Below are 13,922 nucleotides of genomic sequence, written 5' to 3' on the forward strand. Positions count from 1 at the left end.
GCGATTCTAGCACTGGGCCCGGAATTGCCGCACGCGCACATGCAGACAAGCGTCGGGCAATCGGTTAGAATCTCGCGCTCGCGCTTGACGGGCGCTCGCCGGCGGTATTGGTACGTGTTACGTATCGGCCTACGTCCTGCCCGGCGCCGATGGTTCGCAGAAAATTGACTCGCACGCGACTTCGCAGCGGTCCTGCCGGCCAGGCGAGAAGATTCGCGTGAGTGGCGAAATTGGTAGACGCACCAGGTTTAGGTCCTGACGCCCGCAAGGGTGTGCCGGTTCGAGTCCGGCCTCACGCACCATAAAAGAAAAGGCCGCGTTCGAAGGAACGTGGCCTTTTTTGCTTTCCCGACGGCCTTTCGCCAATTCTGGCCCCGATAATCCGGCCTTCGCGGGCGCACTATCGAAACTTACCGTTCGGGCTCGTTCCGCAGAATAATCAATTGCGTGATCTTTCTCGCCTCTAACGTGAAGTAGTAGCTGAGGATAAGGGGCGTGGGCAAATTCGATTTGTCGAAATTCCCATCGACTTTCGCGTGGATCACGACATTCGCATGATTCCGGAAGGCTTTTTCGACCTGCATTGTCACGTGGTCGCCAAAAATTTCCTTGTCGGCCCATGCCCGGATGGCGTCATGGCCGATGAATTCTCGCCGGACGTCATTGAGCCATGCATCGGCGGAAAATGTTGCAATGAACGCTGCCGGATCGGCGAGGTTGTGCGCGGCGATGTGAGCGGCAATGACGTCGGGAAGGGTGTGGGTGATGTCTTCCATGGGGTTCTCCAGAGAGGTCTGGCAACGATCGTAAGCGAAGGGAATGTCAGTTCCTGTCAGGACGGCATGCCTTGGCCTGCTCCGGTGTTGTGCTGCAGACGGCTTACAATCTCCGGAATGTGTTTGGGATCGAGATCCCTGTCGAACCGGGAGCGGCGGATGTCACGTTCTGGGCGCCTTCTGGGCCTGATGGAGATACTGCGCACGAGGCGGCGGCCCGTAACGGCCGCGCGACTCGCGGACGAGCTCGCGGTGTCAGAGCGGACGATCTATCGCGACGTGGCCGAGCTGGTCGCGCAGGGCGTGCCCATCGAAGGCGGCGCCGGCATCGGCTACCTGTTGAAACCCGGTCATGTCCTGCCGCCGCTGATGTTCGCGCGCGAGGAAATCGAGGCAATCATGCTGGGTCTGCGCTACGTCGACCAGCGCGGCGACGACGTGCTGAAAACCGCCGCCGCGAAGGCGCTGGCGAAGATCGCCGCCGTCTTGCCGCCGGAGGCGGGCGAGACACTCGACGTGCCGCTGGCGATGCCGGGGCCGCCCGCGCCATCCTTTCCCGGCAACCTGGTCGAGTTGGCGCGCCTGCGTGCCGCGATCCGGGCGCAGCGTCGTCTGGAAATCGTCTATGCCGATGCGGCCGGGCGTCGTTCGCAACGCGTGGTCTGGCCCGTGCAGATCGGTTTCATGGACAGCGCGCGAGTGCTTGCCGCATGGTGCGAACTCCGCGGAGCCTTTCGCACGTTCCGAACCGACCGGATCCTCGCAGCGACGGAAGGTGCACGCTATCCGGATAGTCGCGCCGAATTGATGCGCCGCTTGCACGAGCATCTTGCGCTTTCCATGGAGCCGCACGCTGCTGACAGGAACTGACAGCCGCTTCGGCGACACTCCCTGCTTCTCCGACTCACGGGCCCGCCGTGCGACCGGCTACCCGCCTTGCCATGACCACTCAAGCTGCTGTGCCGCTGAAGCAATCGATAGGAGAGCTACAGTTCCGCGCTCTGTCGACCCTGCTGAAATCGATCGAGCCTGCTTTCGACGCGCATGCTTTTCTCGCGACCGCACTCGACGACCTGGACTCGCTGTCCCTGATGGCACGCATACGCCGCGCCAGCCATGCCATTCATGCCGGGGCGCACGCGTTGCCGGACGGCTACGACGCGGTACTCGCGCTGCTGACGCAGGCCGCGCCCCGGCTCGACCGGGGATTCGTTGCGCTTGTCGCGCCCGACTTTGTCGGGCAGCACGGCCGGCATGCCTTCGATCGCTCGATGGACGCATTGAAATACTTCACCCGGTTCGGTTCGTCGGAATTCGCGGTGCGCGAATTCCTGCGCGATGACCTGCCTCGTGCGCTGGCGACCATGGAGATTTGGTCGCGCGATGCCGACGATGCCGTGCGACGGCTGGCCAGCGAAGGCAGCCGGCCGCGTCTGCCATGGTCGTTTCGACTTCGTGAACTGGATACCGACCCGGCGTTGACGAGGCGAATTCTCGATAACCTTCGCGCGGACCCCAGCCCGTACGTGCGCCGGTCGGTCGCGAACCATCTGAACGACGTGACGAAGGTTCATCCCGCGTGGGTGCTGGAGCAAGCTACCCGATGGGGTATCGAGGACCCGCCTACCCGATGGATCGTTTCCCACGCATTACGTACGCTGGTGAAGCGGGGCGACGCGCGGGCGCTAGCGATGCTGGGTGCGCAAAGCACGCCCGGCATCGCTGTCGGGCCGTTTTCCGTGACGCCGGAAACGGTCGTCCTCGGTGGCGCGATCACGCTTTCGTGCGAACTGCGCTCGACGGCAGACGCGGCGCAGCGGCTCGTGGTCGATTACCGCATTGCTTACGTCAAGCGGAGCGGCGTGACGAAAAAAGTGTTCAAGCTGAAGACCCTGACGCTGGCGCCAAGCCAGCGCATTACGCTTGGCCGTAGCCAGCCGATTCGCGATTTCACGACGCGCACGCATTATTCGGGCAGGCATGAGATCGAGCTGATCGTCAACGGCGGTGTCGTTGCGCAGACTTCTTTTGATCTGGTGCGATGACGCGTATGACCCCGGCGGCAGCGCGAGCGGGGCAAGCCGCTCGCGTCCTGCGATTCCTCCGATCTATCCGGCCATGGGCTCACGCAAGACGCGCGAGCGGATGCTCACAGTTCCGCGTGTGCCGCCTCGATCACCTTGTCGAGCGCGCGACGCAACGTTTCACGCTCCTTCTCGTCGAGGCACGCGAACAGGTCGGTATTCCATTTGCGGGCGATGGGCATGACCTTGCGGTAGAGTTCGCGCCCTTCCGGCGTGAGCGAGACGAGCACGAGGCGGCCGTCCTCCTCGCTCGTGTCGCGGCGCATGAGACCGCGACGCATCAGCGCCTCGGCGGCGCGGCTTGCCTGGCTCTTGTCGAGATTCGCGTGACGTGCGAGCTCCATCACCGAGAACGGGCCGAATGCGCCTACCGCCGCGATGAGGCGCGCCTCGGGCAGCGTGATCCCGAGTTTCGCCTGATAGCGTTCGCTGCTGCCCCGTTCGGACAGCTTGTTCAGGACATGGAGCCGATAGGTCAGAAACTGCTCGAGTCCGGCTTTGCTTGCCTTCATGGTCGTCCTGGTCGCGTGAGGATGGCGCGATCGTGTCGCGCGTGACGTGATTGTTGCCGCAACCGGCGCGCGGGTCAATTCGTAACGCATCGCGCGCACCACGAAAGAACGTGGCGCGCGCATCTTTTAATCGCTTAAATAGGAAAGCGAAGCGCTTGCCGTTTGCTCATCCGCTTCTTCGTCCGCTTCTTTGTCGCTAATCAGCGCGAACCGAAGGCGAGGCGTGTCAGTTGCTCGGCTTCGTTGGCGAGCAGCTTCGCGGCATCGCGGATCGCCGTATCGAGCGTGATGGGCCCGGGAGCGGGCGAGAAGCAGCCGCTGAAGTGCTCGGCGAGCCGTGGCAGCGCGGCCGGGTCGACGGCGCCCGACAGCAGCGTTGCGGGCACGTTCGCTGCGCGCGCATGACGGCAGGCGATGAAGGGCGCCTTGCCGTGCAGCGTTTGCACGTCCGAGCGGCCTTCGCCGGTGATGAGCCAGTTCGCGCCGCGCAGGGCATCGTCGAGGCCGATCTGGCGCGCCACGACCTCCGCGCCCGGTTCGAAGCTCGCGCCCAGCATGCGCAGCGCGAAGCCAAGCCCGCCCGCCGCGCCCGATCCGGATTCGTCGCGCACGCGCCGCCCGAGCGCCGCTTCGACGAGGTCGGCGAAACGCGCAAGCGCGGCGTCGATGGGCGCGACCTGTTCGGCCGTCACGCCCTTTTGCGGACCGAATACGGCCGTTGCGCCGTGCTCGCCGGTGAGCGGGTTGTCGACGTCGGACATGCCGACGAACGAGGTTTCGGCAAGACGCGCGTCGAGTCCCGAGACGTCCACGCGCGCAACGTGTGCGAGCGCATCGGGCGTGGCGGCGAGCGCCTCGCCGTTTGCATCGAAAAGCCGCATGCCGAGCCCCGCGAGCAGGCCGGCGCCGCCGTCGTTGGTACTGCTGCCGCCGAGCGCGACGTAGACGCGCCGCACCCCTTCGTCGAGCAGCGCGCGGATCGCTTCGCCCATGCCGACCGTGCTGCGGGCGGCCACGGGCACGCCCATGCCGACCGGGTCGGTGATGCCGACGATCTCGGCCGTTTCGATGATCGCACTGCCGTCGTGGAGGACGCCGGCAGCGGCCTGGCGCTCAGGCCCCGCGGCGCCGCGCACGGTCATGACGCGGCGCTCGCCGCCGACCGACAGCATGGCGTCGAGCGTGCCTTCGCCGCCGTCGGCCATCGGGCAGATGTGAATTTGCGCGTCCGGACGGGCGCGGCGGATGCCTTCGGCGATCGCGGCGGCGACCCCGTCCGCACTCAGCGAGCCTTTGAAAGAATCTGGAGCAATGACGACGACAGGAGCGTCGGATGACGGGTTGGGCATGATGTCTCTGCTGGCAAGGGTTGACGTGTCTCAAGCGTCGGCTGAGGCCGGTGGGGCATCCGGCTCGTCCGTAAGCTTAACAGCCTCACCGTGTCCGCTGGATACCCTGCCAGCGATAGCGTGGATCGGCGCCCGGCATGGCGCGGGGCGCGCTGCGCCGATCCTTCCGGAAATCGACGTTTTGGGCCGGTTTTGACGGGTTCGGACGTGCCTTTCCGGCATTCCGGGCAACCCCGAAGGGTAAATTCGTTTTATGGGGAAAATAGTTTGCTAAAATACTTGGCTCTTTTGACGGAACCGTGTCGAACGCTGCCTGAATGCTTCCCGTGAGCGGCGCAACGAGGTGTGACGCCGTTGGGACAGAAGCAGGGACAAAAGCAGCGCGCCTGGTCCGCTACCCCGACGGATGGCGGACCGCGGCACAGCAAAGATTACTGATTCGCTCGAACAAATTTTAGGACGATTGAAGCCATGGCTAACGTTGTAGAAAACCTCGGCAAGCTCGAACGCCGCGTGACGATTTCCCTGCCGAAGGATGCCGTGCAGAAAGAAGTGGACTCGCGCATCCGCCAACTTGCGAAGAACGTGCGCATGCCGGGTTTCCGCCCGGGCAAGGTGCCGCTCAAGATGGTCACCCAGCAGTACTCGGGCCAGGTGGAAGCCGAAGTGCTGAGCGACAAGGTCGGCAAGGAATTCTTCGACATCAGCCGCGCCGAGAACCTGCGCGTGGCCGGCCAGCCGAGCTTCGCGCCGAAGGCCGAGGCAGCCGAAAGCGACTACGCGTTCGATGCGACCTTCGAGGTCTATCCGGAAGTCAAGATTGGCGAAGTGGGCAGCGCCGAAATCGAGCGCACGACCACAACCATCACCGACGCGGAAATCGATCGCACGCTCGACATCCTGCGCAAGCAGCGCGTGCACTTCCACGCACGCGGCGAAGCGGGCGAGCACGGTGACGGCGGTGCCGACGCCGCAGCGAAGAGCGGCGACCGCGTGACGGTGGACTTCGTCGGCAAGATCGACGACGTCGCATTCCAGGGCGGCAGCGCCGAGGGCTTCGCGTTCGTGCTGGGCGAAGGCCGCATGCTGCCGGAATTCGAAACCGCGGCGACGGGCCTGAAGGTTGGCGAGTCGCGCGAGTTCGACCTCAAGTTCCCCGAGGACTATCACGGCAAGGACGTCGCCGGCAAGACCGCGAAGTTCACGATCACGATGCAGAAGGTCGAGTGGCCGCATCTGCCGGAAATCGACGCGGAATTCGCGAAGTCGCTCGGTATTGCCGACGGCGATCTCGTGAAGATGCGCGCCGAAATCAAGGACAACCTCGAACGTGAAGCGAAGCGCCGCACCCAGGCCATCGTGAAGAACCAGGTCATGGACGCGCTGCTGAAGATCGCCGATCTCGACGTGCCGAACGCGCTCGTCGCGCAGGACCAGGAGCGCCTCGTCGAAATGGCGCGCGCCGACCTCGCGCAGCGCGGCGTGCCCAACGCGAAGGACGCGCCGATCCCGGCCGAGATGTTCAAGGAGCAAGCCGAGCGCCGCGTGAAGCTGGGCCTCGTGCTGGCCGAGCTCGTGAAGGCGAACAGCCTCGAGGCGAAGCCGGAGCAGATCCGTGCCGAAGTCGACGAATTCGCGAAAAGCTACGAAGACCCGAAGGAAGTCGTGCGCTGGTATTATTCGAACCAGCAGCGCCTTGCCGAAATGGAAGCCTATGTCGTCGAATCGAACGTCGTGGACTTCGTGCTGGGCAAGGCGAAAGTGACGGACAAGCAAGTGAGCTTCGAGGAACTGGCAAGCGCAACGGCGCAGGCTTGAAGTTGCTGTGCTCCGGCGTGCCGGCTGTCGGGGCGACCGACGGCGAGCACGCCGTTTTTGTATCCGCGCAATTTAGCCACGCTGGCGGTGTGGTTGATTTTTGCAGGGTCCGTCGCCATTCGGGTTAATCAGAAGAACTTTTCCAGACAAGGATGCACCGCATGACCATTCGCGCTCAATCGCTGGATACGTTGACCTCCCATGCGTCGCGGGATCTTGAGCCGCAGGCGCTCGGGCTCGTGCCGATCGTCGTGGAAACGAGCGGCCGTGGCGAACGTTCCTACGATATCTACTCGCGTCTTCTGAAGGAGCGCGTGGTATTCCTGGTCGGCGAAGTGAACGACCAGACCGCGAACCTCGTCGTCGCCCAGTTGCTGTTCCTGGAAAGCGAGAACCCGGACAAGGACATCAGCCTGTACATCAACAGCCCGGGCGGTTCGGTTTCGGCCGGCATGGCGATCTACGACACGATGCAGTTCATCAAGCCGGACGTTTCGACCCTTTGTATGGGCCTCGCGGCCAGCATGGGCGCGTTCCTGCTGGCTTCGGGCTCGAAGGGCAAGCGTTTTGCGCTGCCGAACTCGCGCGTCATGATTCACCAGCCGCTCGGCGGCGCGCGCGGCCAGGCGTCGGACATCGAAATCCAGGCCCGCGAAATCCTGTACCTGAAGGAGCGCCTGAACCAGTTGCTCGCGCATCACACGGGCCAGCCGGTCGAGCGCATCGCGCGCGACACCGACCGCGACAACTTCATGTCCGGCGACGACGCGCAGGCGTACGGTCTCGTGGACCAGGTGCTGCACAAGCGCCCCTGATCCGGCCCGCGCAGTTTTACGCAGTTTTACGCAGTTTTACGCAGTTTTATTTAATCAGGCGCGCTGCCCGAGGCACGGGGCGAGGGTTCGGCCCTCATGGACCTCGTGCAAAAAGGGATTGGCGCCGCCGCGCGGACCGTGTGAAATAATCGGCATACGCGCTCGCAGCCTGCGGCCCGCACGCCGTCACAGCAAGCGGTTCGTGCGCCCCCCGCCCGGCGTGGCCGGGGGAAAAACGGCGTATTATGTAACAGAGTGTCCGGAGGCTCTCTATCCATGGCGGACAAGAAAGGTTCTAACAGCGAAAAGCTGTTGTATTGCTCGTTTTGCGGCAAAAGCCAGCATGAAGTGAAGAAGCTGATTGCGGGTCCGTCGGTGTTCATCTGCGATGAATGCATCGACCTGTGCAACGAGATCATTCGCGACGAAGCCGCGGGCGCCGGCGTCGACGCTGCGCTGTCGCGCTCGGACCTGCCGAGCCCGCAGGAGATCCGCGACATCCTCGATCAGTACGTGATCGGCCAGGAGCGCGCGAAGAAGATCCTCGCGGTGGCGGTGTACAACCACTACAAGCGCCTCAAGCACCTCGACAAGAAAGACGACGTCGAGCTCTCGAAGAGCAATATCCTGCTGATCGGGCCGACGGGCTCCGGCAAGACCCTGCTCGCGCAAACGCTCGCACGCCTTCTGAACGTACCGTTCGTGATCGCCGACGCCACCACGCTGACCGAAGCCGGCTACGTGGGCGAGGACGTCGAGAACATCATCCAGAAGCTGCTGCAGAACTGCAATTACGAAGTCGACAAGGCGCAGCGCGGGATCGTCTATATCGACGAAATCGACAAGATCAGCCGCAAGTCGGATAACCCGTCGATCACGCGCGACGTCTCGGGCGAAGGCGTGCAGCAGGCGCTGCTCAAGCTCGTCGAGGGCACGATGGCATCGGTGCCGCCGCAGGGCGGCCGCAAGCATCCGAACCAGGATTTCATCCAGGTCGATACGACCAATATCCTGTTCATTTGCGGCGGCGCCTTCGATGGTCTGGAGAAAGTGATTACCGACCGCACCGAGAAAACCGGCATCGGCTTCGGCGCGAGCGTGAAGAGCAAGCAGGAGCGCGACACGGGTGAGGTGCTGCGCGAGACGGAGCCGGAAGACCTGATCAAGTTCGGCCTGATTCCGGAACTGATCGGCCGTCTGCCGGTGGTCGCCACGCTCGGCAAGCTCGACGAAGCCGCGCTCATGAAGATTCTGGTCGAGCCGAAGAACGCGCTCGTCAAGCAGTACCACAAGCTCTTCAACATGGAGCGCGTGGAGCTGGAGATTCGTCCGGCCGCGCTGCAGGCCGTCGCCCGCAAGGCGATCCGCCGCAAAACCGGGGCGCGCGGCCTGCGCTCGATCCTGGAACAGGCGTTGCTCGACGTGATGTACGAGCTGCCGGCCATGAAGGGCGTGAGCAAGGTGGTCATCGACGACAACGTGATCGATGGCGACGGCAAGCCGCTCCTGATCTATGAGGACGCGCCCAAAGTTGCAGGGTCGAACTGATGGCGGTGATGATCGGCTAAAGAGTACCGGGAAAAAGCCGTTCATACAATCGGATGAACGGCTTTTTCGTTTATCTTGTGGTCGATGGCGCACTTTTTTTGGAGTCACTGAACTTTTCCCACCCTCGCGAGGCTTGCAATCGGTTTTTCAGGCCTCACTTACCGAACAATTGATTCCATTCATGGGGAAATGAAATGTCAGGCACCCAACTCCTTCCGCCGGAACGCACCACGCTCCCGCTGCTGCCGCTGCGAGACGTCGTAGTTTTCCCGCATATGGTGATTCCCCTCTTCGTGGGCCGGCCGAAATCGATCAAGGCCCTCGAAGCGGCGATGGAGGGCGGCAAGCACATCATGCTCGTCGCGCAAAAGACCGCCGCCAAGGATGAGCCGACCGAAAAAGACATGTATGAAGTGGGATGTATCGCAAACATCCTGCAAATGCTGAAGCTGCCCGACGGCACGGTGAAAGTGCTCGTCGAGGGCCTGCAGCGCGCGAAAACGCTCTCGATCGAAGAACAGGAAACGCAGTTCTCGTGCGAGGTCGAACCGCTCGAGCCCGATCATGCCGACAGCGCGGAAACCGAAGCGCTGCGCCGTGCGATCGTCTCGCAGTTCGATCAATACGTGAAGCTCAACAAGAAGATCCCGCCGGAAATCCTGACCTCGTTGTCGGGCATCGACGAAGCAGGCCGTCTTGCCGACACCATCGCCGCGCATCTGCCGCTCAAGCTCGACCAGAAGCAGCACATCCTCGAAATGTTCCCGGTCGTGGAGCGTCTGGAGCATTTGCTCGCCCAGCTCGAAGCCGAAATCGACATTCTCCAGGTGGAAAAGCGCATCCGCGGCCGCGTGAAGCGCCAGATGGAGAAGAGCCAGCGCGAGTACTACCTGAACGAACAGGTCAAGGCGATCCAGAAGGAACTGGGCGAAGGCGAAGAGGGCGCCGATCTCGAAGAGCTCGAGAAGCGCATCACCGCCGCGCGCATGCCGAAGGAAGCCAAGAAGAAGGCCGACGCCGAGCTCAAGAAGCTCAAGCTGATGTCACCGATGTCGGCCGAAGCCACTGTCGTGCGCAACTATATCGACACGCTGATCGGCCTGCCGTGGCGCAAGAAGAGCAAGGTCAACAACGACCTCTCGAATGCCGAAGCCGTGCTCGACGAAGACCACTACGGTCTGGAGAAGGTCAAGGAACGCATTCTCGAGTATCTCGCGGTGCAACAGCGCGTGGAAAAGGTCAAGGCGCCGATCCTGTGCCTCGTCGGGCCCCCCGGCGTCGGCAAGACCTCGCTCGGCCAGTCGATTGCGCGTGCAACGAACCGCAAGTTCGTGCGTATGGCGCTGGGCGGCGTGCGTGACGAGGCCGAGATTCGTGGCCACCGCCGTACGTATATCGGTTCGATGCCGGGCAAGATCCTGCAGAGCCTCGCGAAGGTCGGTGTGCGCAATCCGCTCTTCCTGCTCGACGAAGTCGACAAGATGGGCATGGATTTCCGCGGCGATCCGTCGTCGGCGCTGCTCGAAGTGCTCGATCCGGAACAGAACCACACGTTTGCCGACCACTACATCGAAGTCGATTTCGATCTGTCGGACGTGATGTTCGTCGCCACGTCGAACTCGCTGAACATTCCGCCGCCGCTGCTCGACCGGATGGAAGTCATCCGCCTCTCGGGCTACACGGAAGACGAGAAGGTCAGCATCGCCCAGCGTTACCTGCTGCCGAAGCAGAAGAAGAACAACGGGCTGAAGCCGGGTGAGATCGAGGTGACCGAAGGCGCGATCCGCGACATCATTCGCTACTACACGCGTGAAGCGGGCGTGCGTTCGCTCGAGCGCGAAGTGTCGAAGATCTGCCGCAAGGTCGTGAAGATGCTGCTGCTGAAGAAGGCCGACAAGGCCGTCACGGTGGACAGCGCCAACCTCGACACCTTCCTCGGCGTGCGCAAGTACGACTTTGGTCTTGCGGCGAAGGAAAACCAGATCGGTCAGGTCACGGGCCTCGCATGGACGGAAGTGGGCGGCGACCTGCTGACGATCGAAGCGGCGGTCATGCCCGGCAAGGGCAACGTGATCCGCACGGGTTCGCTTGGCGACGTCATGAAGGAATCGGTCGAAGCGGCACGTTCGGTGGTGCGTTCGCGTTCGCGTCGTCTCGGCATCAAGGACGAGGCGTTCGAGAAGCAGGACATCCACATCCACGTGCCGGAAGGCGCGACGCCGAAGGACGGTCCGTCCGCCGGCGGCGCCATGACGACCGCGCTGGTGTCGGTGCTCACGGGCATTCCGGTGCGCGCCGATGTCGCGATGACGGGCGAAATCACGCTGCGCGGCGAAGTATTGCCGATCGGCGGGCTGAAGGAGAAACTGCTCGCGGCGCATCGCGGCGGCATCAAGCTCGTGCTGATCCCGGAAGAGAACGTCAAGGATCTCGCCGAGATTCCGGACAACGTGAAGAACGCGATCGAAATCGTGCCGGTCCGCTGGATCGACAAGGTGCTCGAACTCGCGCTCGAGCGGGTGCCGCAGCCGCTGCCGGAAGAAGAGGTGAAGGCCGAGGACGCCAAGGCGCCCGTGGCCGAATCGAAGGATGCCGGTGCTACGACCGAAGTGGTCAAGCACTGAAACCGGCTGATCCTGTGCCCGCCGCACCGCCCGGTGCGGGCGCGGCGCGGCGAAGGTCCCGAGAACCCGCGGCTTTGTCCGCGGGTTTTTTATGGCCGCTCCGCCTGATCCGCGCCTGGATGCGGAAATCGAATATTCCCTCGAATGTCCCGTCGAATCAGGCGGAACCCCGCTTGACATCGCGCTTTCGGCTCCGTTAAATGTGCGGGGCCCGGCGTTCTGCCGGGCTGTGTGTTCCAGTTTTTTGTTCCTGCCTGGTTCCTTTATCCGGCGTGGCAGGCGCCATAACGATTGTCAAACACATTCTCGGGGGCTGGAATGAATAAGACGGAATTGATCGACCATATTGCACAACAAGCCGATATCTCAAAAGCGGCGGCAGGACGCGCGCTCGACGCCGTGATCGGCGGCGTCAAGGGCACGCTCAAGAAGGGGGGATCGGTCACGCTGGTCGGCTTCGGCACCTTTGCCGTCGGCAAGCGCACCGCGCGCACGGGCCGCAATCCGCGCACGGGCGATGCGATCAAGATCAAGGCCGCGAAGGTTCCGAAATTCAGGCCTGGCAAAGCACTGAAAGATGCGCTAAACTAATTGGCTAGCTGGTTGACGGCGCTTCCGCTCAGGTGATTTGAGGTCGTGTTGGAATGCGCGGGTTAGCCAAGGTGGCGCAAGCGTGGCATCCATGTGGCACCCGCAGTACAGGAATCGCGAAGCTGGGTGCTTAGCTCAGTTGGTAGAGCGGCGCCCTTACAAGGCGTAGGTCGGGAGTTCGAGCCTCTCAGCACCCACCAAAAGTTCCATAGAATCAAGGGCTTACGATTTTCAGTCGTGAGCCCTTTTTTCATTTCTGCGCTCGCGGAGTCCCATAAAAGTCCTTGGGCGTCCCTGCGTCAAATCCGCGAGCCACTATTTTACCTTGCGGGACGCAGAAGGGCGTGGTGCGGCAGGCAGCTATGGTCTACCGTGCGAACGGACCACTATTGCGCTTCCGAGAGGGCCTGATAGAGCGGCGGGTTTATCTGCGATAAATCCAGTTGGTTCACCGCTTCGACCGGGGATGCGGCCAGTGCTTGGCAAAGAGCGGCCGCAGTCGTATTTGATCGCGTTGCCAAGTCCTCTGTGTTCTTCCGAATCATCTGCTCCATCGTCGGGCCCATCTGTTTGTACATTGTGTCTTCCAACACATCTGCCGAATACGGGCCGCGAGCGTTGATCACTCGGCTCTTTTCATAGAGGGTCGCGTTATGCTGCTTGAATGCAGAAACAAACGTGCTGATATCCACGCCTTGCGACTTGCAGTAATCAAACCGCGCTCGGACATTGGCGAGGTAGTAGCCCAGAAATTGGCCGGCAGCTTCGTCAGCCTTTTGGGCCCCTGATTCCGATGCGAGTCTCGCCTGACCCTGTGCAGCCGCTGCATTGCTTGTGGCGACGCCCAGCGGCTGGTCCGGGTGCTGCTGGGCCGCCTGACTCTGGAGTTGCTGCATTGAGGCTGTTGCTTTTTCCGTGCCTTGCGCGATGGCTTCGCTATCCGCCGCGTGTTGTTTGTATGACTTCACCGCCACGAATGCGATAACGAAGGCAGCGAACCAGACAATCCTTCTCCGCCAAGGCGATTTTTGGGGCTTGTCGTTATTACTTGTAGCCATAGTGGTCTCCGTACTTCGGTCCACCGTATGATAGCCAAAACAGCACATGCGGGGGCCAAATGGCTAATCTGGGTTGGACAGACTACGTTGGCGCGGTGGCCGGGATGGTCGGCATGGCGACGGGAATCTCCGGCGCAGTCATGGGCTATATCGGCTACCGGCGAAGCAACCAGATCAAAGCTCTGGACTTGCGGCTGGCACTTCGGAAGGATTTGGGCGAAGCTCGCGAGTCAATCGGCACGCTTCGGCAGGTGATGTCCCAAGCAGATGGGTCTCGGAAGGCGAATATGGCTGCAAGGGGGCTTGGCAGATCAGGCGCTATGGTCGTCTGGGAACAGACGCTTGAAGCTGACCGCGCCGAAGTGACCAAAATCGCTGCGGCGATCCCGCGCGAAGGCACTGATTTTTCCGCCATGTCCGAGAAGCAGTTGGAATCCGAGATTATTGCCGCGCACAAAATCAAGACTAGCCTGTCCACCTTGGTAGAAAAATATCGTGGAGAGCTTGCGGCGGACGCCGATTCGCGCCGCCAGATTGCAGGGCAGCAGACGGCTATGACGGCAGCGCGCATACAGGCTGCGAAACCGCCCGGATAGGGCGTTCGCGTTGTGTACGGGACTGCGTAGCGCGGCGGAAGGGACGCAGGAGGGACGAGGGGCGGGCGACGGCCCACGCCGCGAGCGGTCGGCGCTCTATAGAGTGTTCGAACGGGAGCCGCGAGCGGTCGAAAAGAAGCCCGCTAGGCGG

12 protein-coding genes and 2 tRNA genes are annotated in these 13,922 nt (G+C 62.6%); 10 read left to right on the forward strand and 4 right to left on the reverse strand.

What is annotated here, in order from left to right; all coding sequences use genetic code 11:
• The first annotated feature begins 215 nt into the window (after positions 1-215).
• Positions 216-302: transfer RNA gene (locus tag WJ542_RS11215), tRNA-Leu, on the forward strand.
• A gap of 108 nt (positions 303-410) precedes the next feature.
• Here the strand turns inward: WJ542_RS11215 and WJ542_RS11220 are convergent.
• Positions 411-776 (reverse strand): hypothetical protein, encoded by a 366-nt coding sequence (locus tag WJ542_RS11220; protein WP_411189357.1) that lies wholly within the window; start codon positions 774-776, stop codon positions 411-413.
• Between the two features lie 117 nt (positions 777-893).
• Here WJ542_RS11220 and WJ542_RS11225 point away from each other — a divergent pair, with 117 nt between their 5' ends.
• Both WJ542_RS11225 and WJ542_RS11230 read left to right on the forward strand, forming a co-directional pair.
• Positions 894-1,646 (forward strand): helix-turn-helix transcriptional regulator, encoded by a 753-nt coding sequence (locus WJ542_RS11225; RefSeq protein WP_411189358.1) that lies wholly within the window; start codon positions 894-896, stop codon positions 1,644-1,646.
• Positions 1,647-1,717: 71 nt separating this feature from the next.
• Positions 1,718-2,821 carry a DNA alkylation repair protein gene (locus WJ542_RS11230; RefSeq protein ID WP_411189359.1) on the forward strand — a complete coding sequence of 368 codons (1,104 nt, stop codon included), beginning with the start codon at positions 1,718-1,720 and terminating at the stop codon, positions 2,819-2,821.
• Positions 2,822-2,925: 104 nt separating this feature from the next.
• Here WJ542_RS11230 and WJ542_RS11235 read toward each other — a convergent pair whose 3' ends face one another.
• Together WJ542_RS11235 and WJ542_RS11240 are read right to left on the reverse strand one after the other, a co-directional pair.
• Complete coding sequence (locus tag WJ542_RS11235) at positions 2,926-3,372, reverse strand: MarR family winged helix-turn-helix transcriptional regulator (RefSeq protein WP_411189360.1); 447 nt, start codon at positions 3,370-3,372, stop codon at positions 2,926-2,928.
• A gap of 200 nt (positions 3,373-3,572) precedes the next feature.
• Positions 3,573-4,721, reverse strand: coding sequence for a glycerate kinase (locus WJ542_RS11240; protein ID WP_411189361.1), 1,149 nt, complete (start codon positions 4,719-4,721; stop codon positions 3,573-3,575).
• 471 nt (positions 4,722-5,192) lie between these two features.
• Between WJ542_RS11240 and tig the strand changes: the two genes are divergently transcribed.
• The 6 genes from tig to WJ542_RS11270 all read left to right on the forward strand — a co-directional run bounded on the left by tig (position 5,193) and on the right by WJ542_RS11270 (position 12,317).
• The gene (gene tig, locus WJ542_RS11245; RefSeq protein ID WP_411189362.1) at positions 5,193-6,539 is read left to right on the forward strand and encodes a trigger factor; all 1,347 of its coding nucleotides are present in this window, start codon (positions 5,193-5,195) and stop codon (positions 6,537-6,539) included.
• Positions 6,540-6,700: 161 nt separating this feature from the next.
• Positions 6,701-7,354: an ATP-dependent Clp endopeptidase proteolytic subunit ClpP gene (gene clpP / locus WJ542_RS11250; RefSeq protein ID WP_411189363.1), complete on the forward strand. Its 654-nt coding sequence runs from the start codon at positions 6,701-6,703 to the stop codon at positions 7,352-7,354.
• Between the two features lie 276 nt (positions 7,355-7,630).
• Positions 7,631-8,902 (forward strand): ATP-dependent Clp protease ATP-binding subunit ClpX, encoded by a 1,272-nt coding sequence (clpX, locus tag WJ542_RS11255; RefSeq protein ID WP_411189364.1) that lies wholly within the window; start codon positions 7,631-7,633, stop codon positions 8,900-8,902.
• Positions 8,903-9,096: 194 nt separating this feature from the next.
• Positions 9,097-11,526, forward strand: coding sequence for an endopeptidase La (gene lon, locus WJ542_RS11260; protein ID WP_411189365.1), 2,430 nt, complete (start codon positions 9,097-9,099; stop codon positions 11,524-11,526).
• Positions 11,527-11,844: 318 nt separating this feature from the next.
• Positions 11,845-12,117, forward strand: coding sequence for an HU family DNA-binding protein (locus WJ542_RS11265; protein ID WP_027796408.1), 273 nt, complete (start codon positions 11,845-11,847; stop codon positions 12,115-12,117).
• A 124-nt stretch (positions 12,118-12,241) separates the two neighbouring features.
• Positions 12,242-12,317 (forward strand) — tRNA-Val (locus tag WJ542_RS11270).
• 186 nt (positions 12,318-12,503) lie between these two features.
• On the opposite strand, the gene WJ542_RS11275 is transcribed toward WJ542_RS11270, so the two are convergent.
• Positions 12,504-13,175: a hypothetical protein gene (locus WJ542_RS11275; RefSeq protein ID WP_411189366.1), complete on the reverse strand. Its 672-nt coding sequence runs from the start codon at positions 13,173-13,175 to the stop codon at positions 12,504-12,506.
• 59 nt (positions 13,176-13,234) lie between these two features.
• On the opposite strand from WJ542_RS11275, the gene WJ542_RS11280 reads away from it, so the two are divergent.
• Positions 13,235-13,771, forward strand: a complete 537-nt coding sequence (locus WJ542_RS11280) for a hypothetical protein (protein WP_411189367.1) — start codon at positions 13,235-13,237, stop codon at positions 13,769-13,771.
• Positions 13,772-13,922 lie beyond the last annotated feature (151 nt).

Origin of the sequence: Paraburkholderia yinzeri, assembly GCF_046581065.1 — a bacterium.
In the GTDB taxonomy this organism is placed as follows: Bacteria; Pseudomonadota; Gammaproteobacteria; order Burkholderiales; family Burkholderiaceae; genus Paraburkholderia.

Excerpts from the sequence above, each read along its gene's own strand:
- WJ542_RS11280 (WP_411189367.1), top strand. The coding sequence starts at position 13,235 with ATGGCTAATCTGGGTTGGACAGACTACGTTGGCGCGGTGGCCGGGATG.
- WJ542_RS11275 (WP_411189366.1), bottom strand. The coding sequence starts at position 13,175 with ATGGCTACAAGTAATAACGACAAGCCCCAAAAATCGCCTTGGCGGAGA.
- WJ542_RS11240 (WP_411189361.1), bottom strand. The coding sequence starts at position 4,721 with ATGCCCAACCCGTCATCCGACGCTCCTGTCGTCGTCATTGCTCCAGAT.
- WJ542_RS11265 (WP_027796408.1), top strand. The coding sequence starts at position 11,845 with ATGAATAAGACGGAATTGATCGACCATATTGCACAACAAGCCGATATC.
- WJ542_RS11225 (WP_411189358.1), top strand. The coding sequence starts at position 894 with ATGTGTTTGGGATCGAGATCCCTGTCGAACCGGGAGCGGCGGATGTCA.
- WJ542_RS11230 (WP_411189359.1), top strand. The coding sequence starts at position 1,718 with ATGACCACTCAAGCTGCTGTGCCGCTGAAGCAATCGATAGGAGAGCTA.
- tig (WP_411189362.1), top strand. The coding sequence starts at position 5,193 with ATGGCTAACGTTGTAGAAAACCTCGGCAAGCTCGAACGCCGCGTGACG.
- lon (WP_411189365.1), top strand. The coding sequence starts at position 9,097 with ATGTCAGGCACCCAACTCCTTCCGCCGGAACGCACCACGCTCCCGCTG.
- WJ542_RS11220 (WP_411189357.1), bottom strand. The coding sequence starts at position 776 with ATGGAAGACATCACCCACACCCTTCCCGACGTCATTGCCGCTCACATC.
- WJ542_RS11235 (WP_411189360.1), bottom strand. The coding sequence starts at position 3,372 with ATGAAGGCAAGCAAAGCCGGACTCGAGCAGTTTCTGACCTATCGGCTC.
- clpP (WP_411189363.1), top strand. The coding sequence starts at position 6,701 with ATGACCATTCGCGCTCAATCGCTGGATACGTTGACCTCCCATGCGTCG.
- clpX (WP_411189364.1), top strand. The coding sequence starts at position 7,631 with ATGGCGGACAAGAAAGGTTCTAACAGCGAAAAGCTGTTGTATTGCTCG.